This window comes from Spiroplasma kunkelii CR2-3x (assembly GCF_001274875.1).
Taxonomy (GTDB): domain Bacteria; phylum Bacillota_I; class Bacilli_A; order Mycoplasmatales; family Mycoplasmataceae; genus Spiroplasma; species Spiroplasma kunkelii.
Window position 1 is genome coordinate 1 of the sequence record NZ_CP010899.1, and the last position, 23,058, is coordinate 23,058.

Here is a 23,058-nt window from a genome sequence, read left to right on the forward strand (position 1 = left end):
TTTTCCACATCTTTTATTTATAATTAATAACGATAAAAACTATTGGAGATGAAATTAATGAACACAAAAGAATTATGGATTGAAGTTAAAGAAATATTATCTCGTGATGAATCAGTTTCCCCAGAAATTTACAACTACTATATTAGTGACACAAATTTATATACTGTATCTGATAATAACTGCTTAATTACAACAAAATCAGAAATTGCAATTGGTGTTTTTGAAGCAGGATTAAATGAAAAAATTAAAAATATCTTAAAAAAACTGACTGGAATCCAATATAATATTTCTTTTGAATTAGAAAAAAATATTAATAAACAAGCATCTGTAATTAGTAAAATTGATACATTAACAGAAAACAATAACATTGCTTATTATGAAAATTATACTTTTGAAAATTTTGTTCGTGGAGATTCTAATCATGAAGCAATGCAAGCAGCTTTAGCAGTTGCTCTAGATCTTGGAAAAAAATGAAATCCATTATTCATATATGGAGACTCTGGACTAGGAAAAACACATTTATTACATGCAATTAAAAATAAGGTAAATGAAATTTATAAAACAAATAACCGAGTAAAATATTTAAAAGCTGATGAGTTTGGAAAAATTGCTATGGATATTTTAAATCAAGGACATGAAATTATTGAAGCTTTTAAAACATCTTATGATATTTACGACTGTTTATTAATTGATGACATACAATTATTAGCAAAACGCAATAAAACAAATGAATTATTTTTTCATATTTTTAACTCATATATTGAAAAAAATAAACAAATTGTAATTACTTCTGATAAATATCCTGATGATCTAGGTGGTTTTGAATCTAGAATTATTTCTCGTTTTTCATATGGTTTAAGTATTGGTTTAGATTCACCAGATTTTGAAACAGCTCTTAAAATATTAGAACAAAAACTAAAACATCAAAATAACTTAGGATTATTTTCAGAAGAATCACTAGAATTTATTGCTTTAAATTTTAACAGTGATGTTAGAAAGTTAGAAGGAGCAATTAAGCGATTATTATTTTTAGCTGTTATGAACAAAAAACCAAATGAAATTATTACATTAGCTGATGTTGAAAAAGCATTTAAAAATGCTCCTCTGCAAAATAACGAAAAAATTACCCCTAAAAAAATTAAACAAATTGTTGCTGATAATTATAATATTACTATCAAAGCAATGATGAGTAAATCACGAGTTAGTAATGTAATGCAAGCACGACAATTAGCAATGTATTTTTGTCGAACATTATTAGATGAACCATTTACAAGAATTGGAAATGAGTTTGGTGGTAAAGACCACACAACTGTTATGAATAGTGTTAAAAAAGTTGAAACACATATTAACACAAACAAAGAATTTAAACATTTAGTAAATGCAATTCGTAGAAAAATTGAAGGAAAATAACACAATGTTTTCCACACTTTTTTTTTAATAAAAAATAATATTATTTAAAACTTTATCAAGTTTTCCACATTATCTACATTATAATACTAATAAATAAAAAAACAATATTTTAACAATAGTATATAATTATTTATATATTACAAAATATACAAAAGAAAGGAGTAAAAAAAATGATTGTAAACATTAAAAGAGAAAAAATATTAGATGAATTATTGAAAGTAAGTCGAATAATTTCTCAAAAAACTTTAATTCCTTCATTACTAGGAATTTTAATTGAAGTTAAAAAAGACAAAATTACTTTTACTACTTCTGATGGTGACACATCAATTAAATCAGAAATTATGGGCACTGATTTAAGTATTACTCAAATTGGAAGTGTCTTAATTAAAAATAAATTTATTGTTGAAGTTATTCGTAAAATTGAAGATGAATTTATTACTTTGGAAGTAGTTGAGGGTAATTTAATTAAAATCAAAGCAAGTAATTTTGATTCAGTTTTAAATACATTAAACTCAGCAGATTATCCACATTTATCATTTGAAACAGAGGGTAAAGAAATAAATTTTACAAGTATAGTATTAAAAGAAATTATTTCACAAACAAGTTTTGCAATTGGAGAAAAAGAAAAAAGAATAGTTTTTAATGGTTTAAATATTAAAACAGATCAAAATAATAAAAAATTAATAATTACTGCCACTGATTCATTTCGATTATCATGTAAAAAGATTGCTTATAGTAATAATTATAATTTTGATGTTATTATTCCTGGAAAATTTATTAATGAAATTGGCCGTTTAATTTCAGAAAATGACCAAGAAATTAAAATGAAAATTACTGATAAATCAGTTAGTATTATTATTAATAATACAATTGTTCAAACAAAAATTATTGAAGGAAAATATCCTGATACAAGTAAAGTTATTCCAACTTCCTTTAATACTTCATTAACAATCAATAATCGTGAACTAATTAAAATTATTGAGCGAGCTAGTGTTTTATCAAATGAGGTGATGACAACAATTGTTACATTAAAAATAAAAGAACAAAAAGTTTTAGTTACTTCATTTACGCAAGAAATTGGTAACACAGAAGAAGAAATTAAAGATTTTAAAGTTGAAGGAGCAGACCAAATAATTGCTTTTAATTCAAAGTATATTTTGGATGCTTTAAAAGCCTTTAAAACAAAAGAAATTACAATTAAAATGATTGATGAAACAAAACCATTAATTATTTCTGCTAATGATGATTTAACATTACAACAATTAGTTTTACCAATTCGATTATATTAAAAACTAATTATTTAGTTTTTTTTATTTTATAACTTTTTTATAGGGTTAAATTAGACACTAAAAATATAAAAATATTTTTTATAATATTTAAAAATATATTTGATAATTTAGGCCTAAAATTAGTTAATAATGGTAAAATAAAAGAAAGCAGAAATGGAGAGAATTATTTATGGGTGATAATTATAATTCAGAATCAATTCAAATTTTAGAAGGTTTAGAAGCAGTTCGAAAACGACCAGGTATGTATATTGGGGCGACAAATGCTAGAGGCTTACATCATTTAGTTTGAGAAATTGTTGATAACTCAATTGATGAAGTTTTAGCTAATTTTGCTAATAAAATTAAAATTATCATTAATAAAGATGAATCAATTACAGTTGTTGATAATGGCCGTGGAATTCCAATTGAAATTCACCCAAAAACAAAAGTTTCAACATTAGAAACTGTTTTTACTATTTTACATGCAGGAGGAAAATTTGATTCAAATACATATAAAATTTCTGGTGGCTTACATGGAGTAGGAGCTAGTGTTGTTAATGCTTTAAGTAAATATTTAAAAGTTGAAGTTAGAAAAAATAATAAAAAATATGTAATGGAGTTTCATAATGGTGGTCAAATTTTAACATCAATTAAAGAAGTTGGTTCAACTTCAGAAACTGGAACAACAGTAACTTTTTTACCAGATGAAAAGATTTTTAAAGAAACAACAATTTTTAGTTTTTCAACAATTCAAAATCGAATTAAACAATTAGCTTTTTTAAATAAAGGATTAGAAATATCATTAGTTGATTTACGAGAAGATGATGAAGAAAAAATGGTTGTTTATCAATTTAATAATGGAATTAAAGATTATGTTTTAGAATTAAATAAAACAATTGGTACGCCACTAAACGATGTTTTTTATGTTGAAGGAATAGAAGATAATATTGTTGTTGAATTTGGGTTACAATATAATGACAATTATTCAGAAAATATTTTTTCTTTTTGTAATAACATTAATACCCATGAGGGTGGAACCCACGAAGAAGGTATTAAATTAGCCATTGTTCGTGAAATAAATAATTATTTTAAAAATATTAATAAAAATAATAAAGGTAACGAAGATAAATTTATTTGAGATGATATTAAAGAAGGAATGACAACAATAATTTCTATTCGTCATCCGGATCCACTATATGAAGGTCAAACTAAAACAAAGTTAGAAAACAGTGAAGTTAAAAAAATTGTTTCTAATATTGTTGGAAAAGGATTAAGTAGTTATTTGTTAGAAAATCCAGAAGATGCAAAAAAAATTATTGAAAAAATAAGTTTATCATTAAAAGCAAGAATTGCTGCACAACGTGCAAAAGAAACAACACGTCGTAAGACCGTAATGGATAGTTTTTCATTACCAGGTAAATTAGCAGATTGTGAAACAAAAGATGCTAAAATAGCTGAACTTTATATTGTTGAAGGGGATTCTGCTGGTGGAAGTGCTAAATCTGGTCGAAATCGAAAATTTCAAGCAATTTTACCATTACGAGGAAAAATTTTAAATGTTGAAAAAGCAAAACAAATTAAAATATTTGAAAATAATGAAATTAATTCAATTATTACCGCATTAGGAGCAGGTATTAAAGATAATTTTAATTATAAAAAATTACGTTATCAAAAGGTAATTATTATGACTGATGCTGATGTTGATGGTGCACATATTCGAATTTTATTATTGACATTTTTTTATCGTTATATGAAAGATTTGATTGAAAATGGCAATATTTATATTGCTCAACCACCACTATTCAAAATTCAAAATGGTAATAAGATTCAATATGCTTATAGTGATAATGAATTAGAACTTTATAAAAAAGAATTATTAAAACAAAATAAAAATTATACAATTCAACGTTATAAAGGATTAGGAGAAATGAATCCAGAACAATTATGAGAAACAACAATGGATCCAGAACAGCGTTTATTATTGAAAGTTTCTGTTAATAATGCATTTGAAACAAATTTAATTTGTAATGAATTAATGGGTGAAAATGTTGAACCACGAAAAAAATTTATTCGTGAAAATGCAAAATATGTTAAAAATTTAGATGTCTAGAAGGGAAATATAATGATGAAATCAGAAAATGATGGATATGATTATGATGGTAAAATTCGTGATATTGATATTGCTGATGAAATGAAAAATGGCTTTTTAGATTATGCAATGTCAGTTATTGTTTCACGTGCAATTCCTGATGTTCGTGATGGATTAAAACCAGTTCATCGCCGTATTATTTATGCAATGTGAGATTTAAATATGACTTATGATAAACAACATAAGAAATCAGCTCGAATTGTTGGTGAAGTAATTGGGAAATATCATCCCCATGGTGATACTGCTGTTTATGAAACAATGGTTCGGATGGCACAAGATTTTTCTTATCGTTATCCTTTAATTGATGGGCATGGAAATTTTGGTTCAATGGATGGTGATGCTCCAGCTGCAATGCGATATACGGAAGCAAAAATGAGTAAAATTGCTGGTGAACTAATCAAAGATATTGAAAAAGAAACAACAATTTTTATTGACAATTATGATGGCAGTGAAGAAGAACCGACTTTTTTACCAGGATATTTTCCAAATTTATTAGTTAATGGTGCTAGCGGAATTGCTGTTGGAATGGCAACTAATATTCCACCTCATAATTTGAATGAAGTAATTGATGGTGTTATTGCGGTAACAAAAAATCCTGAAATAACAACTGTTGAATTAATGAAAATTATTAAAGGACCTGATTTTCCAACGGGAGCATTAATTACGGCTGGAAACGGCTTAATTAAAGCTTATGAAACAGGAAATGGAGCAATTACAATTCGTTCAAAAATTGATATTGAAGAAAATAATAATAAAAGACGAATTATTGTGTCAGAGATTCCATATCAAATTAATAAAGCAAAATTGTTGGAACGAATTGCAGAATTAATTCGCGACAAAATTATTAATGGAATTAGTGATCTTCGTGATGAATCAAACATGGAAGGGGTTCGTATTGTTTTAGAATTAAAACGTGATGCTCAAGAAAATGTTATTTTAAATAAGTTATATAAATTAACACCACTTCAAACTAATTTTTCGTTAAATATTTTAGCATTATACAAAAACCAACCAAGAGTAATGGGTTTAAAACAAATTTTAAAATATTTTATTGAACATCAAATTGATATTATTATTAAACGTAGTCAGTTTGAATTAAAGAAAAATTGTAATCGTTTAATAATTTTAGAAGGATTAAAAATTGCGCTTGATAATATTGATGAAGTAATTACAATTATTAAACAATCACAAACAATACAGATTGCATCAAATGCTTTAATTAATAAATTTAATTTAGTAGTTGAACAAGCATGAGCAATTTTAGAAATGCGCTTACAAAGATTAACTGGATTAGAAATTGAAAAAATTATTAATGAAATTAAAAATATTAAAATAGCAATAACTGAATTAAAAGAGATTATTAATAATAGTGAAAAACAAATTGATATTATGATTACGGAATTAACAAAAATCAAGAAAAAATATGGTGATGAGCGGCGTAGTCACATTATTAAGGAAGAGTTAACAGAAATTGATCCAGAAGAATTAATTCGCCGGGAAGATATTTTAATTATGTTAACACAAGATGGTTATGTTAAACGAGTAGCTGATGATACTTTTAAATTACAAAATCGTGGTGGAAAAGGGATTATTGGTTTAGCAAATATTGAAGATAGTTTAAAGAAAATTATTAGTGCTAATAGTATTGACTCATTATTAATTTTTTCAAATTTTGGAAAAGTGTATAAATTACGAGCTTATCAAATTGAAACATATTCACGACATGCACGGGGGTTACCAATTATTAATTTAATCGCAATTGATAAAACAGAAAACATTCAAACAATTATTGCTATAGATGAGTCAATTTCAACAGAGGATAATTTATTTTTTGTGACAAAAAAAGGTCTTATTAAAAAAACAAAGATAAGTGAATTTAATCAAATTCGTCAAACAGGAAAAGTAGCAATTGAGTTAAAAGATAATGATGAATTAGTAAGCGTGATTATTACAAAAGGACATGATGATGTTATTATTGGAAATAATATTGGAAAAGTAATTCGATTTAATGAAGAAGAAATTAGGCCAATGATACGACAATCAGTAGGGGTTAAAGGAATTGCTAATAATGCTGTTGGAGAAACCATTGGGGTTAGTTCAGGACGGTCTGGGAAATATGTTTTATCAGTAACTGAAAATGGTTATGCAAAAAAAACAGCAATTGAAAATTATCGTTTGACAGGACGAAATACTAATGGTGTTAAGTCAATTAACTTAACAGATAAAACAGGATATTTAAAATTTGTTCAAGCTGTAAATGGTGATGAAGATATTTTAGTAGGAACAAAAAAAGGAAATATTATTCGTTTTTCGCTAGAACAAATTCCATTATTTGGTCGAACAACATCGGGTGTTAAAATTATGCGATTAGAACAAGATGATAAATTAGAAGTTATTGAAATTTTAAAAAATAAAATTAGCATTGAAGGAGAAAAATAAAAATGTTAGATCAGAAAAAAATTGTTGAAAATTTTGACAAAATAATAAAGAAATTAAATCGCCGGCATGATGATTTTTCATATTTACAAAATATTAAAAAATTATCAGTTCAACGTCGCGAATTAATTGTTAAATCAGAAAAATTAAAAGAAAAACAAAATCTTGAATCAAAAAAAGTTGGAATTTTAATAGCAGAAAAAAAAGACCAAGAAGTACAAACAATTAAAGAATTAATTAGTACTATTAAACAAAAAATTGAAGTAATTGATGAACAACTAAATAAAGTTGAAGAAAAAATTAAAGCAATTTTAGAAGTTACGCCTAACGTTCCAGATGATTTAGTTCCTAGTGGGAAAGATGAAAACGATAATGTGGAAATTCGTAAATGAGGTAAAATTTCAAATCATAAGAAAGTAAAAGAACATTGAGAAGTAGCGACAGCATTAGACTTAATTGATTTTGATCGGGGAACTAAAATATCAGGTTCACGTTTTGTAGTATATAAAGGAATGGGAGCTAAATTAGAACGTGCTTTAATGAACTTTATGTTAGATGAACATGCAAAACGAGATTATATTGAAATTGAACCACCAATTTTAGTACAACCACAAATTATGTATGGAACAGGAAACCTGCCAAAATTTAAAGAGGATTTATATTATATTGAAAAAGATAATTTATATTTAATTCCAACTGCAGAAGTACCAGTAACTAATTTATACCGTGAAGAAATTTTGGATAAAGATCAGTTACCAATTTATCATACTGCTTATACACCATGTTTTCGTCAGGAAGCTGGTTCTGCTGGACGTAATACAAAAGGAATTATTCGTTTACACCAGTTTAAAAAGGTTGAAATGGTTAAGTTTACTACCGAAGAAGCTTCATTTGAAGAATTAGAAAAAATGGTATTAGATGCAGAAAATATTCTTCAATTATTAGAAATCCCATACCGTGTAATTTTGTTGTGTTCAGGTGATATGGGATTTTCTTCAACAAAAACATATGATGTAGAAGTATGAATGCCTGGTCAGAATAAATATCGGGAAATTTCGTCTTGTTCAAATTGTCTTGATTTTCAAGCACGTCGGATGAAATTACGTTATCGTGATGTTAATAATGAAATAAAATATGTTCATACTTTAAATGGATCAGGTTTAGCAATTGATCGTTTAATTGCTGCCATTTTAGAAAATTATCAAAATGAAGACGGGACTATTACAATTCCCCAAAAATTGCAACCTTATTTTCAAGGTCAAACTGTTATTGTTTAAAATGTTTCACGTGAAACATTTTAAACAGTCAAGGAAAAGAAAAACCAAAAAAACTGCAATGTTTCACGTGAAACATTGCAGTTTTTAATAAATAAAGATATGCAAAATAAAATTATATGATATAATTACTTATGTCATTACAATAGTTACATTTGAAATTGGTCAGGACCGGAAGGTAGCAGCCATAAGACTAAGGACTATGTGTAATGACATTTTTTATGATAAAGGTGAATTTATGACAGATACTACATTAATTTTCAATAAATTATATAAGTTATCACAACGAGCATATAAGAAAAAACATGTTCCAATTTCTGCATTAGTTGTTGACCAAAATGGTAAAATTATTGCCATTGGATATAATAAAACAACAAAAAATTCAATAACAACACACGCTGAGATTTATGCTTTAAATCAAGCATGTCGAAAAAAACGAACAAATAAAATTAGTGATTGTTCAATATGAGTTACTGTTGAACCATGTATGATGTGCCTAGGAGCAATAATTAATTCAGGAATTAAAGTTATTAATTATTATTTATCAAATGAAAAATATGGTTTTTTAAAGTCTAATCATACTTTTGATGTTTCAAAATTAAAAGTTCAACATGTTATAAAACATGAGAAAAATATTATTTTAAAAGATTTAATGAAGAAATTTTTTGAACAATTAAGATAGAATATTTGTAATTAAAGGAGTAAAATAAAGTTATTATAACAATAATATTGGGCGGGAGCATAAAAAATGGATTATATTTCTTTATATCGTAAATATCGACCAAATAATTTTGATAAAATTGTTGGACAAATTGAAATTAAAAAAGCTTTAAAAAATGCAATTATAAATAATACATTTTCGCATGCATATTTATTTTCAGGACCACGTGGAACAGGGAAAACTTCGATTGCAAAAATATTTGCAAAAGCAATTAATTGTATTAATTTAGATAAAGGGAATCCGTGCAATGAATGTGCTAGTTGTCAGGAAATAAACCGCTCCGGAGCAGTTGATGTATTTGAAATTGATGCTGCTTCAAATAATGGTGTTGATGAAATTCGAGAAATTAGAAATAACGTTCAGTTACTTCCTACTATGACAAAATATAAAGTTTATATTATTGATGAAATTCATATGTTAACTAATTCAGCTTTTAATGCATTATTAAAAACATTAGAAGAGCCACCACAACATGTTGTTTTTATTTTAGCAACAACTGAAAGTCATAAAATTCCTGCAACAATTATTTCACGTTGTCAACAATATAATTTTCGTAAGATCTCAAAAGTTGAATTAGAAAATAATATTATTAATATTTTACAAAAAGAAGAAATTAAATATGATTTGGTTGCGATTAAAGAAATTGCTCTTTTGGCTGATGGTAGTGCTCGCGATTCATTAAGTATTTTAGAACAAGTAATTATGTTTTCTGATCGAAATGTTACCTTAGAAAATGTAAATATTATTTTTGCAACAGTTTCAAAAACCATTAAATTAAAATTATTAAAAGATATTTTAGAATATAAAACAGCAGAAGTTTTAATGGCTAGTAAAAAAATTTATAAATCAGGTTCTGATTTTGAAATTTTAACATTAAATTTATTAGATATTTTAAAAGAAATTTTTGAGTTTAAACAAACAAATAATTCATTTTTTTTAAATTTATTATCAGAAGAACAAGCAAAAGAATTTGTTGAACAATTAAGTTCAAAAGAATTAATTATGTTACTTGATTTGTTTACTGAAGCAGCAAGCAAAATGCGAAATAGTAAAACACAAGAAATGTATTTTGAATTAATTTTATTAAAAGCTTTAGCAATTTTTGAAAATAATACTAAGAATTTACAGAATTTAAAATTAAGTGATTTAGTGATTTTAGAGCATACAGAGGAAAGAAAAATTAATCATGATAAAATAGAACAAATTTATAAAAATATAGAAATGATAGAAAATAATTATGAAAAAGATCAAGTTATATCATTAAAAAACAATGATGAAATAATTAATTTAAAAGAACCGAAATTACCTAATAACCAACCATTATTTAATGATGAAAAACCTAATGATAGTTCTTTTAGTAACATAGAACAACAACAAGATAAAATAATATTAGATAAAAATGATCTTCAAACTAATTTTGAACAAAAAAAGGAAAAAGAAAGTTTTCAGTCAGTTGGATCAGAGCAAATTTCTTATGGAAAAGAATTAGAATGCATAACTAACTTACAAAAATATCGTGACGATATGAAAAATAAAGTTAATATCTATGAATTTTCTAATATTAATTATTCTAATAATCAAATTTTTAATATTTTAATTAAAGCTAGTAAAGAAAAGAGAGAAAAATTTAAAAATAAATTTATGGAATTAATTAACGAAAAAGGTAAAGTAGTTCAATTAGATAAATTAATTAGTTTCTATGATGTTAAATATGTGGCTGCATCAGAACAAGGACTGATTATTGTAACTAATACAAAACCAGAAGCAAATTGAATTAGTTTTGAAATGTGTAATTGAGAATTTCGCAATAAGATTTTCCAAGCATTTGATTTTGATTTTATTATTATTGCCTTAAGTGAAACTGAGTGAACTAGTGTTCGCAATGATTATGTTAAAATTAGACAAGAAAATAAATTACCAAAACCAACATTAATTGATATTGAAGATTTTTACCAAAATTTATTAGTTAAACAAATTGATAACTATGAAGAATATAAAGATGTTCTTGAAACTGGTAAACAGATTTTTGATAACATTAAGATAGTAGAATAATTGATTGGAAATTTGAAATGAACTATGAAGAATTAATTATGGAATTAAAAACTATTTTAGGTGTTGGTAAAAAAACTGCGGAAAGGATTTTTAATAAATTAATTATTAAACCATCATTATTGGAATCATTAGAGCATGTTTTAATGAAATCAAAAATAATTATCATCAATGCTCAATTTGTTCAACATTAATGTAAAATAATGTTTGTTTGTTTTGCCATAATAATTTATGTGAACAAAAAAAGTTTTGTGTTGTTAGCAATTTTTTTTATATTATAAAAATCGAACCAACAAAAGTTTTTAATGGAGTTTATCATGTTTTAAATGGTGAAATTAATGTAAAAAATGGCATTACACCAGATAAATTGACTTTTTCTGCGTTAGAATCCCGAATGAATGATAAAATTATAAAAGAAGTGATTATTGCTGTTGGTGCTACTTTTGAAGGAGAAGTAACAGCTCAATACTTAAAAATATTTTTGCAACCTTTTAATATAAAAATATCACGTTTAGCCCAAGGGATACCAATTGGTGGCTCCTTAGATTATATTGATGAAGGTAACATTAAAACAAGTTTTAGAGGGACGTAAAGATGTTTAAGAACAGGGAGTGTAATGATGATATTTATAACATTAGAAGGAATTGATGGTTCTGGAAAAACAACGATTTCAAAATTATTAAAAGAAAAATTACGGTCAGAAGGATATCAAGTTGTTTTAACACGAGAACCAGGAGGCAATGAAATTGCTGAGCAAATTAGAAATGTTATTTTAAGTAAACATAATTTAGGAATGGACCCATGAACAGAAGCTTTATTATATATTGCTGCTCGTAGGCAACATGTTGTTGAAGATATTTTGCCGGCGTTAAAACGAGGAGAAATTGTAATTTGTGATCGTTTTATGGATTCTACTTCAGCATACCAAGGATATGCTCGTGGATTAGGAATTCGAACATTAGATGAAGTACAATCTATTGTTTTGGGCACAACAAAGCCAGATTTAACTCTTTTTTTTGATATTCAACCAACAATGGCAAGTGAAAGAATGAAAGTTCGAAATGAGGTTGAAATGAACCGTCTTGATTTAGAAAAAAATTCGTTTCACAAGAAGGTATATGAAGGATATCAAGTTTTAATTAGTGAAAATGCAGATCGCATTAAAGTTATTGCTGCTAGTAAACCAGTGAATGAAGTATTAGAACAAGTATATTATTATGTTGATGAAATTATTCAAAAAATAAAGGACAAAGAAAATGGATAATTTATTTACAAAAAATGATGTTGAGAAAATGACACTATTTAAAAATTTAATTTTAAAAAATAATTTATTAAATCAACTTTTGATTTCTTGCAATAATAAAGTTAAATTAGAAAAATTTACAACAGAAGTTATTAAATTTTTATTGTGTTTTAAAAAACAAGAAGTAGATTGTGAATGTGATATTTGTCACCGCATTAATAATAAAACTTATTATGATTTAAAAATTAAAGGTGATTTTGAAACAACAATCAAAAAAGAAGAAATTCAAGAAATTATTCAAACATTTAATTATTCTGCGTTAGAACAAACAGGAATAAAAGTATATGTTATTAATGGTATTGATTTATTAACATTAGAAGCGGCTAATTCATTATTAAAATTTTTAGAAGAGCCTAGTAAAAATACATACGCTTTTTTGTTAACAACTAATAAAACAAATGTTATTGATACTATTAAATCACGTTGTTTAAATATTATTTTAGAAAATACAACTGATTTATTAGAAGTTGATGATTTTAAAAATGAATTTATTTCTACCTTTTTTAACAATTTTGCAAGTAACTCGATAAATAACTTTATTCATATGCGTCAGTTAAATAATTATGATAGTGTTGAATGCCGCCAATTTTTTTTAGCAATTGCTAATGTTTTAAAAAAGAAAGAATGAGAAAAATATCAAATTACAAATCAAGATTTAATTCAAAAACTAAATCATAAAAATAGCAAGTTAATTGAAATTTGTTATACTATTGCCAATTTATTATTGGAAAATTTAAATAAAGAATTAATTTTAGAAAAGGGATTTATTGATTGATATAACGAGGTGTAAAGTGAAAGTTTTAAATGATTTATTAGATTATGAGGGAATTAAAATTAACCAACGAACTGATATGTTTAATTTTTCATTGGATACAGTCCTACTGGCTCGTTTTGCAACATTAAATACAAAAATAAAAAATATTTTAGATATTGGTACTAATAATGCGGTAATTCCGTTAATTTTATCAACTTTAACTTCAGCACCAATTACTGGCATTGAATTGCAAAAAGAAGCTGTACAATTAGCAGAGGAAAATGTTGCATTAAATCATAAAATTGAACAGATTAAAATTATTCATAATGATATTAATGAATATATTAAAACTAATGCTAATGTTAAATATAATTTAATTGTCTGTAATCCTCCATTTTTTAAAGTTAATGGAGCAAAATTAAATGAAAAAAATAAATTATTAATTCCAGCACGCCATGAAACAGATGTCACATTAGAAGAGATTATTTTTGCTGTTAAGAAATTAGTTGCAAATCGAGGGTATTTTGCAATTATTCATCGTACAACAAGATTATTAGAAATTACTGCATTATTAATTAAGTATGGTTTTAATATTAAACGCCTACAATTTATTCATCCTTTTGTAGAAAGTAAAGCAAATAATGTTTTAATTGAAGCTCGTTTTCAAAGTGGGGCAGGCCTTATTGTTGAAAAACCAATCATTGTTCATAATAAGAATTATCATTATACAGAACAAGTTTTAAAATTATTTCGAAAATAGGTGATAGAAATGGAAACTAAACTTTTAAAAAAGAATGAAAAATATGTTATTGGGGTGTCTGGTGGTCCTGATAGTATGTTTTTACTTGACAATATTTATAATAATTCAGAGTTTGATATTAATAATTTCATTGTATGTTTGGTAAATTACCAGAAGCGAAAAGATAGTGACTATGATGAACAAATTGTTGTTGAATATTGCCAAAAACGAAATATTAAGGTATATGTAAAAAAAGTGACAGCGAAACACTATGAACAGTATCAGACTAATTCTCATAATTTTCAAGCAGTTGCTCGTAGCATACGATATGATTTTTTTTTACAAATTAGTGAAAAAAAATGTTTCCAGGGTGTTTTAATTGCCCATAATTTGACTGATCATATTGAAACATATATTTTGCAAAAACAACGAAATGGGATTGTTGAATATTATGGTCTAAATAAAACTAGTTATTATTATTCTCAATTATTTAACAAAAAACTAAAAATATTGAGGATTATGTTAAAAATATCAAGAGAAGAAATTATTGAATATTTATTTCATCAGCAAATTAATTATGCAATTGATTCAACTAATATCTTAGCGATTTATAATCGAAATATTATTCGTAATGAAATTCAGGATATTAATTTACAAGATATGTTATTAGAAATTGAGGAAAAAAATAAGGAAAATGAACAATTAAAGTTAGTTGCAAAAAAATATTTGATTGAAAATTTTGGGCAAATTAATGTTACTAGTTTTAATGCTCTTAATAATATTCATTTGCAAAAAATTATTATTTTTAATTATTTTAAAATTAATAAGTTTGTTTATTTAATTAGTAATAAAAAAAGAAAGTTTTTAGATGAAATAATTAAGGAATTAAAAAGTTTAAAACCAAATATTATTCTTAAAATTAATTCAAGATATTCTTTAATTAAATCATATGATAATGTTGAAATTGTTAATAATGAACTTTTAGAATTAACAACAATTCAAATAACACCAACAATTGGATTACCAATAAAATGAAAAGAAAATATTATTAATTCGGGAACTAAAAATAATTATGATTTTATGATAGCAGCAGCACAATGACCAATCACAATTACCAACGATTTATCTTTGCTAAGAAATGCAATGATTAATAAGATGCGTTTAAATCGTTTATTTATCAAAAATAAAGTACCGCTTTTAGCACGAAAAAGTTATTTTGTATTAGATAAGGATAATAACCTTATTTATGCGAATAATTTAGTTGATTTAAAAATTAATAAATTTATTAATAATACTTTAGCGGAAAAATACAATTTATTTTTTTTTATGATAAAATAGTCTAGAATTGGGTCAATATTTAAAATGACCGAAAAAGATTAATTTTAAAAGTCTTAATAGAAAGGAAATAGTTATGAATAAAAAAAGAATGTGATTTGCAATTATAAGTTCATTAATTTTTATTGGTTTGATTATTTTAACAATTGTATTATGAACAAAATCAGATATTACAAAAATTAGCGAAGGAGAAATGCAAAAAATTGGTAATACTAAAAATTATAACAATCAAAATATTGATGAAATTACTATTAAGGCTAATGTTGGTAAAAATACTGTAGTTATGGAAGGGGTAATTCGATATTCTGAGGATAGTGTTATCAAAACTGTTCGTTATAGTTCGGAATGAAATCTTGAAGGTTTTAGAGCTTATACTTACAAGGACGAAATACCAACAAATACATGAGATGAAAATTTTAAAAATAAATTAAAAGGTGGTCTTGTTTCAGTTGACCGTGAGTTTGTTCCAATGTGACAAGCGATGTTAATACAATTAGTACCATGATTATTAATAATGGGAATCGCCGTCTTTATGATTGCTCGTTTATCAAAAATGTCTGGTGGGATGTCAGGTGCTAATCCCTTTTCAATGGGGAAAAATAAAGCACGCCAAATTCAATCTACTGTTAAATTTTCTGATGTTGCAGGAATTAATGAAGAAAAAACAGAGTTAGTTGAGTTAGTTGATTATTTAAAGAATCCACAGAAATATTCAAGTATGGGTGCTCGTGCTCCAAAAGGAGTTCTAATGGAAGGACCACCAGGTACAGGAAAAACTTTGTTAGCAAAAGCTGTTGCTGGAGAAGCTGGTGTCCCATTCTTTTCAATTTCAGGTTCTGAATTTGAAGAAATGTTTGTTGGAGTTGGTGCTTCAAGAATTCGTGAAATGTTTATTGCAGCTAAAAAAGCTGCACCATGTATCATTTTTATTGATGAAATTGATGCTGTTGGTCGAAAAAGAACTGTTTCAATTGGGAGTGGTGCTAATGAACAAACATTGAACCAATTATTAGTTGAAATGGATGGTTTTGGAACTAATACGGGAGTTATTGTTATGGCAGCAACAAATCGAGTTGATGTATTAGACTCTGCCTTATTAAGACCGGGGCGTTTTGACCGTCAGATTCAAATTTCATTACCAGATATTAATGAACGAGAAGCAATTTTAAAATTACATGCTCGAAATAAAGTAGTTTCAACAGAGGTTGATTTTAGACGAATCGCGGAAAGAACGCCAGGATTTTCTGGAGCTCAATTAGAGAATGTTTTAAATGAAGCAGCAATTTTATGTGTTCGTAATAATTTAAAAATTATTACTGTTAATATTATTGATGAAGCGATTGATCGTGTTGTTGGGGGACCAGCAAAAGAATCACGTAAATATTCAGTAATGGATAAAGATATTGTTTCTTATCATGAAGCTGGTCATGCTCTAATTGGTTTACGTTTAGAAGCAGCTAGCAAAGTTCAAAAAGTTACTATTATTCCACGTGGACAAGCAGGTGGTTATACAATTATGACACCAAAAGAAGAAACAATGTTTCATAGTAAAGAAAACTTATATGCGACAATTACTGGTTATTTAGGTGGGCGTGCATCAGAAGAGATTATTTTTGGAAAAACAAAAATAACAACAGGAGCACATGATGATTTAGAAAAAGCAACTAATATTGCACGTCATATGGTTACTGAATATGGAATGAGTTGTTTAGGATTAGTTCAATTTGAATCACCAAAAGATGAATATACTGGAACAAGAAAACGTTATTCAGAAAATATTGCGGCTAAAATTGATACTGAAGTTCGTAAAATTTTAGATGATTGTTATGTAACAGCAAAAGCATTAATTTCTGAAAATCGTAGTTTATTAAATTTAATTGCTGAAAGTTTAAAAATATTAGAAACAATTACGGCAGAACAGATTGAATATATTGATAAATATCATAAATTACCTGATGAAGTAATTCATGAAAAAGAACGTGCAGCAAAGCATAAAGAAAAAGAAGCAAAAGGTGAAATTTTAGAAGTTAAACCAAAAGAACGAAAAAAAGATCACCCAGAAGATTATAAAAATAATAATACAAATAAGAAGTAGGCTAATTAAGCCTACTTTTTGTTTTACTTTTAACGATGATTATACTATAATTGCAAAGGAAAGAAATTTATAAAGGAGTTTAAAGAAATGGACAAAGTAATGAAAGCAATTAGTAATGTTCATAATGTTAAAATGACAGTTGTTGATGCAACTAAATCATTAAACGATATTATTAAATTACATGCAACTAATCCGCTTGCAACAATTGTGTTGTCAAGAGTTGTTCTAGCCACTATTTTAATTGGTAGTGTTATGAAAAATGCAACCGATAAAATGACAAGTATTATTAATGGAAATGGTCCAATTGGAACGATTATGGCAGAATATACTGGTCATAAAGTACGAGGATTTTGTGCTAATCCACAATTTTATGTTGATGAAATTGATCGTGAACATAATGTTATTTCCCAAGTAGTTGGTACAAATGGTTATTTACGTGTAATGAAAGATTTAGGAATGAAAGAAAGTTTCTCAGGTCAAATTCAATTAATTTCTGGTGAAATTAATTTAGATTTTACTTATTATTTAGCACAAAGTGAACAAATTAAATCAGTTATTGCATGTTCAATTAAAATGAATGAAGATAATACAATTGCAAAAGCAGTTGGTTTTTTCGCACAGTTGTTACCAGAACATAAAGAAGAAGATATTGACTATTTAGAAGAAAAAATTGAAAATTTAGAAAACATTAGTCATAAATTAATTGCTGAAGATAATTTAATTAATATTTTTAAACTAATTGATCAAAATGCCAAAGTGTTAGAAGTTGATGAAGTTAAATTTGAATGTAGTTGCTCATACGAAAAAGCTTTAGAATCAGCAAAATTATTAGGTAATGAGCAACTTAATGAAATTTTAATAAATAATGGTGAAATTGAAATTGCATGTGATTTTTGCCGCAAAAAATATCATATTAGAGCAAGTGATTTAAAAAGTTTACTTAAAGAATAAGGGCAAGGATGGCATAAATTATTCGGTTGGTGATACATCATTTTAATAAATATTTATCTACTAAAATAAAATTTCTAAGAAAAAGATAAATTTATTTTTTTTATTAATTTAATGATAACATAAAATTAATAATTTACAATACAAAAATCAATAATTCGCAAATTATCTTAATAAATTTATTTTAAATTATTGATTTTTACTTTAAATTTTAAATAAAACCTTGTGCTTGGTGAGGAACATTTTTATTTATTAAAAATTGCTTATTATGCTTATCTTCATTTTTGTATTGTAAAGATGCAAGTAGGTCAATCAACCCTTATTAATTTGATAATATACTTTTTATTTTAAAATGCAATATTTTTTCAAAAAAAAATAACTTTTTTAAATATAAATTAATATTTAAGCACGACAAAAATAAAAATTTGTTACAAATATATAATTTATATTTAAAAAAGTTAAATATTAGTATTTTGTAAAAATACCTCTCTGGAGGATAATCAACCTAAACTAGGTCGAGGCTTTTCATTAATAATTTTCATAACTTTATTAATTTCTTTTTGAGTAACAGTATTAAAATCAGTTCCTTTAGGTAAATATCATCTAATATCTCTATTTATTCTTTCAACTTTTGCTTTTTGAGTTGGAGTTCCAGCATCACAAAAATAAACATTTGTATTAGTAATTTTCTCTATCTCTTTTCACTTACTAAATTCTTTACCTTGATCTGTAATAATTCCTTTTATATTTACTTTATAAAGTTTATTTTTAAAAATACATTTAAGAGCATTATTAACCTCTTCTGAATTATGTTGATTTAATTTAAAACAAATAGTATATAAACTCTTTTCTTCCGTAAAAGTTAAACAAGCAGATTGATGATTTTTTCCAACAATACAATCCATTTGAAATCAACCAAAAGTACCTTTTTCATGTTTTGCTTCTTCAATAAATCTAATATTAGTTAATTGACCACGATCATCTTTTCTTTTTTTTGTTTTATATTTTTTACCTTTAAATGGTAATTTTTTCTTAATTTCAATATTTTCATCATCAAAAACTTTATAATCAATATATTTATAAAGTGTCATATGTGAAAATGGAAACTTTTCACTATATTTTTTTTCATATTCATAAATAATTAATCTTGGTGAATAACTTTTTTTACTTAAAATTTTTCTTATATAATTTACAACTTTTTTTGTAATTGTTGTATATTTAATAGATTTTTTACGCTTTCGTTTATAATCTTTATGTGCTTTTTCAGGTTCATATTCTTCTTTAAGTCTTTTAGCCTCTAATCTAATTGTATTACGACTTTTATTCATTACTTCTCCTATTTTAGAATAATTAGGTGTACCATTTTTCTTTTTAAATGTTTCGCATTCTAAATATTCTTTTAATTTATATCTTTTTTCAAGATTAAAATGTTTATATTTTTTCTTTTTCATAAGATTTGTTCAACCCTTTCTTAATATATATTTATACATTAAAATTAAAATTTTATTGACATTTTATTAAAAGATGTTAGGATGGTGATGTAATTTAATACAAGTAGGATTATTCAACCCTTAATCTCTTGTTTAAAAATTACTAAGAATAAAGACTTGAAAAAGTCTTTTTTTATTGCAAATTATTTACATAATTAAAAAATTATCCGAATAGGATAATTTAGTAATAATAGATTAGTGGAGTGGTTAACTCTCACTTTTTTTTATGTCCAATTTAATATTATCATAAAAAATTATTTTTTGCATTCACAATTATTATTTTGTGAATTTTTATTTTCATTACATTTACAATTTTACTTTTTGATATTTTTTTTGTAGAATGGTGATGACAAAAGAGGTAAAAAAGATGGCAAAAGTGGGAATTAATTGGTGAAAAGATGCAAAAAAGCGGAATATTGATGTAAAAATAAGTAAATTTGATGATTATTGTATACAAAATAATTACAAACTTGCTACAAAAGAAACCTTATTAATATTTTGTGAATTAGAAGAAGGTGAATATGAAAACCTTAAAAATAGCAATATTATTGCTTATAATACCTTAAAAATGAAAATACGAATATTAGAAAATAATATAAAATTACATCTCTTAAATGAAACTAAGGGGGGTGTATCAGTATATGCACAGTATTATGGTCGTGAAAATGAAACTGAAATAAATTATACTCCACCAGTAATTAATATAACGAATGGTCGTGATATATAATGGCAATGTTATATGAATATAGTTATTTTAATAAAATAGTAACTAGTCTATTGAATAGTACTGAATATATTGCTGATGAGATTAATTTAGCAGGTAGTCGTAAAGCAGGTAAAACATATTCTATTGATGAATTAATAGCATTATTAAGTTGTGTTGTATTAGCAAATAAAGATAAAAAAATAGCAATATATGGTTTTAGATTAAATAGTGCTGATACTGCTGAAATGCAACAAGATATTCAAGATGCCTTAGATAAAATAGGTTTAATATTAAATGATACTAAAAAATGAAAAGGTGGACATTATCAATATAATGCTAGGTTTAATAAACCAACTTGATTATTCCCTAATGGTAGTTTTATTAAATTACAAGGAGCAAGAAAAAGTAATTCATCGCAAGTATTAGGTAAAGGAACAGCACGAGCAAATGGTGCTGATTTATGTATTATTTGATTAGAAGAAGCAAATGAATTTAGTAAAGCAGAAAAAGAAGCAATTATGCAAGCAGTTCGTGATTATAAAAAATTAATATTAATTACTAGTACTAATCCTGATAGTATTTATCAAGATCATATCGATTATATAAATAAATTAATGCCATTTAATCGTAAAGAATTAGAAAGTAATGGTGAACAAATATCTAAAATTATAGTTCCAGTCTTAGATCCTAAAACAGGTCAAAAAGCATATGATAAAAAAGTAATTAATCATTATACTAATTATTTAATTAATAAAGATAATTTAAATTATGATGAATTAATGAAATTATATGAATTAAAAGCAGAATGACCTAAAAAATATGAAGTTTGAGGAATTGGAATGCCCGGTGCATTAGATGGATCTATTTTTGCTAATTATTTATTTAGTAAATTATATGATTTTGAACTAGTTAATTTTAGAGCAGGATTAGATTTAGGTTATGCTGAATCACCATTAGGACATGCTACCCATGCAATTTTAATGGGAATAGATAACAATTATAAAAAAATGACACCATTAATGGAATATAAACATAGTAATGCTGAAATGGTACAAAAAGACATAATGAAAGTTTTACATGAAATAGTACACTTTTATATAATATGTGCTACACAATGAAATGATTTATATAATGGTTTAGAGGTAAATGTTGATACTGGTGGTGGTCATTTAGTAGAGGTTGATACATTAAATAATATTAGGCGAAAATATTTTCCTGATGCTAATTGATTAATATTTAAACCAGTTAATAAAGAGATATGATATAGAACTGATAGAATTGATGCTATAATCATCCTGCTAAATAAGAATTATTTACAAATTAGTCAAAGATTAACACCAGAGTTATTTAAAGATATGTTAAAAATGGAATGGAAGAAACCACCAGCAAATAAATCTACTTATAAATTAGAAGATAATAAATTATTTGATGATGGTTTTGATGCTATGACTTATGCTGTTATGGATATTATGGAATATTTTATAAAAACATTAGATAATCCATTTTTAATAAGTAAGCAATTTGGAAAGAGAAGGTAAAATTATGGCAAAAAAACAAATTAAAAGAAATGTTGAAAAAATGCGAATGGATAAAAATATATGTTGAATGATTATAGATGGTAAAGAGTGTTTTAAAAGAGTAAGTAAAAATTGAAATGGTATTGGTGTTCCTGCTTGTGAAGAACATACTAAAATATTTCAAGAATTAATGAAAGAAACTTATGATTATGGTGTTAATAATCAAAAAGAATATTTAGAACAATATGAAAAAGGTTTTAAAAAAGGTATTGAAGAAACTAGAACTGAAATTAAGAAAAAATATCCACAAGTTTACAAAAATTAAAATGATGGTAAGATGGTGACGATAGTTTTTGAAATTTTCTATAAAAAAATAATGGAGGGATTAAAGTATGTCAAACTTTAAATATGAATATAAAGAAAATATGACACAAGATGAAATTAATGCTTTATTAGAACAAAAAGAAAAGCAAATATTATCTAATGTCTTACCAAGTGTAGAAACTCGTATTAAAACTGAAACTGAAAAACAATATGAAGAAAAAATTAATAATTATCAGTCAAAAATAAAAGAATATGAGTTATCACAAGTACCACAAGAAAATCGTAAATTAGTTGAAGAACTATTAAATAGTGGTAAAGATATGGAATATATTAAAACTAACTTTAAAGATTTAATTGAGAAAAAACCACAATTAGATATGAAAAACCTAATGAATGGTGGAATTCAAATTAAAGATGAAAATATGTTTATTGAAGAATTATCACAAAAAATTAAAGAAAATTTACAAGATAATCATAATATTCCTATTAATGAAAGAATTAAAAACTTAGTTCAAAAAGAATATCAGAAAGGAAAATAAA

At 25.3% G+C, this 23,058-nt stretch carries 20 protein-coding genes and 1 other RNA gene; 20 read left to right on the forward strand and 1 reads right to left on the reverse strand.

Translation table 4 applies throughout. The features are described from left to right. The first annotated feature begins 57 nt into the window (after positions 1–57). The 16 genes from dnaA (at position 58) to SKUN_RS00070 (ending at position 18,484) form a co-directional block, all read left to right on the forward strand. Positions 58–1,410, forward strand: coding sequence for a chromosomal replication initiator protein DnaA (dnaA, locus tag SKUN_RS00005; protein ID WP_053390311.1), 1,353 nt, complete (start codon positions 58–60; stop codon positions 1,408–1,410). A 170-nt stretch (positions 1,411–1,580) separates the two neighbouring features. Continuing rightward, positions 1,581–2,699: a DNA polymerase III subunit beta gene (dnaN, locus tag SKUN_RS00010; protein ID WP_053390312.1), complete on the forward strand. Its 1,119-nt coding sequence runs from the start codon at positions 1,581–1,583 to the stop codon at positions 2,697–2,699. Positions 2,700–2,868: 169 nt separating this feature from the next. Next, entirely contained in the window at positions 2,869–4,788 is a 1,920-nt protein-coding gene (gene gyrB / locus SKUN_RS00015; RefSeq protein WP_053390313.1) for a DNA topoisomerase (ATP-hydrolyzing) subunit B, read from the forward strand. A gap of 15 nt (positions 4,789–4,803) precedes the next feature. Next, complete coding sequence (gene gyrA / locus SKUN_RS00020; protein WP_053390314.1) at positions 4,804–7,266, forward strand: DNA gyrase subunit A; 2,463 nt, start codon at positions 4,804–4,806, stop codon at positions 7,264–7,266. A 2-nt stretch (positions 7,267–7,268) separates the two neighbouring features. After that, a complete protein-coding gene (serS, locus tag SKUN_RS00025) occupies positions 7,269–8,540 on the forward strand; it encodes a serine--tRNA ligase (RefSeq protein ID WP_053390315.1) in 1,272 nt (423 codons plus the stop codon). A 128-nt stretch (positions 8,541–8,668) separates the two neighbouring features. Continuing rightward, positions 8,669–8,759, forward strand: an RNA gene (ffs, locus tag SKUN_RS08110) — signal recognition particle sRNA small type. 16 nt (positions 8,760–8,775) lie between these two features. After that, positions 8,776–9,219 (forward strand): deaminase, encoded by a 444-nt coding sequence (locus tag SKUN_RS00030; RefSeq protein ID WP_053391566.1) that lies wholly within the window; start codon positions 8,776–8,778, stop codon positions 9,217–9,219. A gap of 66 nt (positions 9,220–9,285) precedes the next feature. After that, the gene (dnaX, locus tag SKUN_RS00035; protein WP_053390316.1) at positions 9,286–11,310 is read left to right on the forward strand and encodes a DNA polymerase III subunit gamma/tau; all 2,025 of its coding nucleotides are present in this window, start codon (positions 9,286–9,288) and stop codon (positions 11,308–11,310) included. Between the two features lie 17 nt (positions 11,311–11,327). Beyond that, entirely contained in the window at positions 11,328–11,501 is a 174-nt protein-coding gene (locus SKUN_RS09975) for a hypothetical protein (RefSeq protein ID WP_235511151.1), read from the forward strand. A gap of 17 nt (positions 11,502–11,518) precedes the next feature. Then, positions 11,519–11,899: a toprim domain-containing protein gene (locus SKUN_RS00040; RefSeq protein ID WP_235511153.1), complete on the forward strand. Its 381-nt coding sequence runs from the start codon at positions 11,519–11,521 to the stop codon at positions 11,897–11,899. A 27-nt stretch (positions 11,900–11,926) separates the two neighbouring features. Beyond that, a complete protein-coding gene (tmk, locus tag SKUN_RS00045) occupies positions 11,927–12,571 on the forward strand; it encodes a dTMP kinase (protein WP_053390317.1) in 645 nt (214 codons plus the stop codon). Then, a complete protein-coding gene (locus SKUN_RS00050; RefSeq protein WP_053390318.1) occupies positions 12,564–13,400 on the forward strand; it encodes a DNA polymerase III subunit delta' in 837 nt (278 codons plus the stop codon). Before tmk ends, SKUN_RS00050 begins: the two co-directional genes overlap by 8 nt. Before the next feature lies 1 nt (position 13,401). Continuing rightward, complete coding sequence (locus tag SKUN_RS00055; RefSeq protein WP_053390319.1) at positions 13,402–14,124, forward strand: tRNA1(Val) (adenine(37)-N6)-methyltransferase; 723 nt, start codon at positions 13,402–13,404, stop codon at positions 14,122–14,124. Positions 14,125–14,133: 9 nt separating this feature from the next. Then, positions 14,134–15,441: a tRNA lysidine(34) synthetase TilS gene (gene tilS / locus SKUN_RS00060; protein ID WP_053390320.1), complete on the forward strand. Its 1,308-nt coding sequence runs from the start codon at positions 14,134–14,136 to the stop codon at positions 15,439–15,441. A gap of 73 nt (positions 15,442–15,514) precedes the next feature. Beyond that, on the forward strand, positions 15,515–17,533 hold the full coding sequence (gene ftsH, locus SKUN_RS00065; protein WP_053390321.1) for an ATP-dependent zinc metalloprotease FtsH: 2,019 nt from the start codon (positions 15,515–15,517) through the stop codon (positions 17,531–17,533). Between the two features lie 87 nt (positions 17,534–17,620). Beyond that, positions 17,621–18,484 carry an Hsp33 family molecular chaperone HslO gene (locus SKUN_RS00070; protein WP_053390322.1) on the forward strand — a complete coding sequence of 288 codons (864 nt, stop codon included), beginning with the start codon at positions 17,621–17,623 and terminating at the stop codon, positions 18,482–18,484. A 455-nt stretch (positions 18,485–18,939) separates the two neighbouring features. Here the strand turns inward: SKUN_RS00070 and SKUN_RS00075 are convergent, their stop codons facing one another. Continuing rightward, positions 18,940–19,932: an IS30 family transposase gene (locus tag SKUN_RS00075; protein WP_053390323.1), complete on the reverse strand. Its 993-nt coding sequence runs from the start codon at positions 19,930–19,932 to the stop codon at positions 18,940–18,942. A 406-nt stretch (positions 19,933–20,338) separates the two neighbouring features. Here SKUN_RS00075 and SKUN_RS00080 point away from each other — a divergent pair, with 406 nt between their 5' ends. The 4 genes from SKUN_RS00080 to SKUN_RS00095 all read left to right on the forward strand — a co-directional run bounded on the left by SKUN_RS00080 (position 20,339) and on the right by SKUN_RS00095 (position 23,057). Then, positions 20,339–20,698 carry a hypothetical protein gene (locus SKUN_RS00080; RefSeq protein WP_053390324.1) on the forward strand — a complete coding sequence of 120 codons (360 nt, stop codon included), beginning with the start codon at positions 20,339–20,341 and terminating at the stop codon, positions 20,696–20,698. Next, the gene (locus tag SKUN_RS00085; RefSeq protein ID WP_053390325.1) at positions 20,698–22,215 is read left to right on the forward strand and encodes a hypothetical protein; all 1,518 of its coding nucleotides are present in this window, start codon (positions 20,698–20,700) and stop codon (positions 22,213–22,215) included. Before SKUN_RS00080 ends, SKUN_RS00085 begins: the two co-directional genes overlap by 1 nt. 4 nt (positions 22,216–22,219) lie before the next feature. Continuing rightward, positions 22,220–22,519, forward strand: a complete 300-nt coding sequence (locus SKUN_RS00090) for a hypothetical protein (protein ID WP_053390326.1) — start codon at positions 22,220–22,222, stop codon at positions 22,517–22,519. Positions 22,520–22,586: 67 nt separating this feature from the next. After that, on the forward strand, positions 22,587–23,057 hold the full coding sequence (locus tag SKUN_RS00095) for a hypothetical protein (RefSeq protein WP_053390327.1): 471 nt from the start codon (positions 22,587–22,589) through the stop codon (positions 23,055–23,057). The last annotated feature ends 1 nt before the right edge of the window (position 23,058 follow it).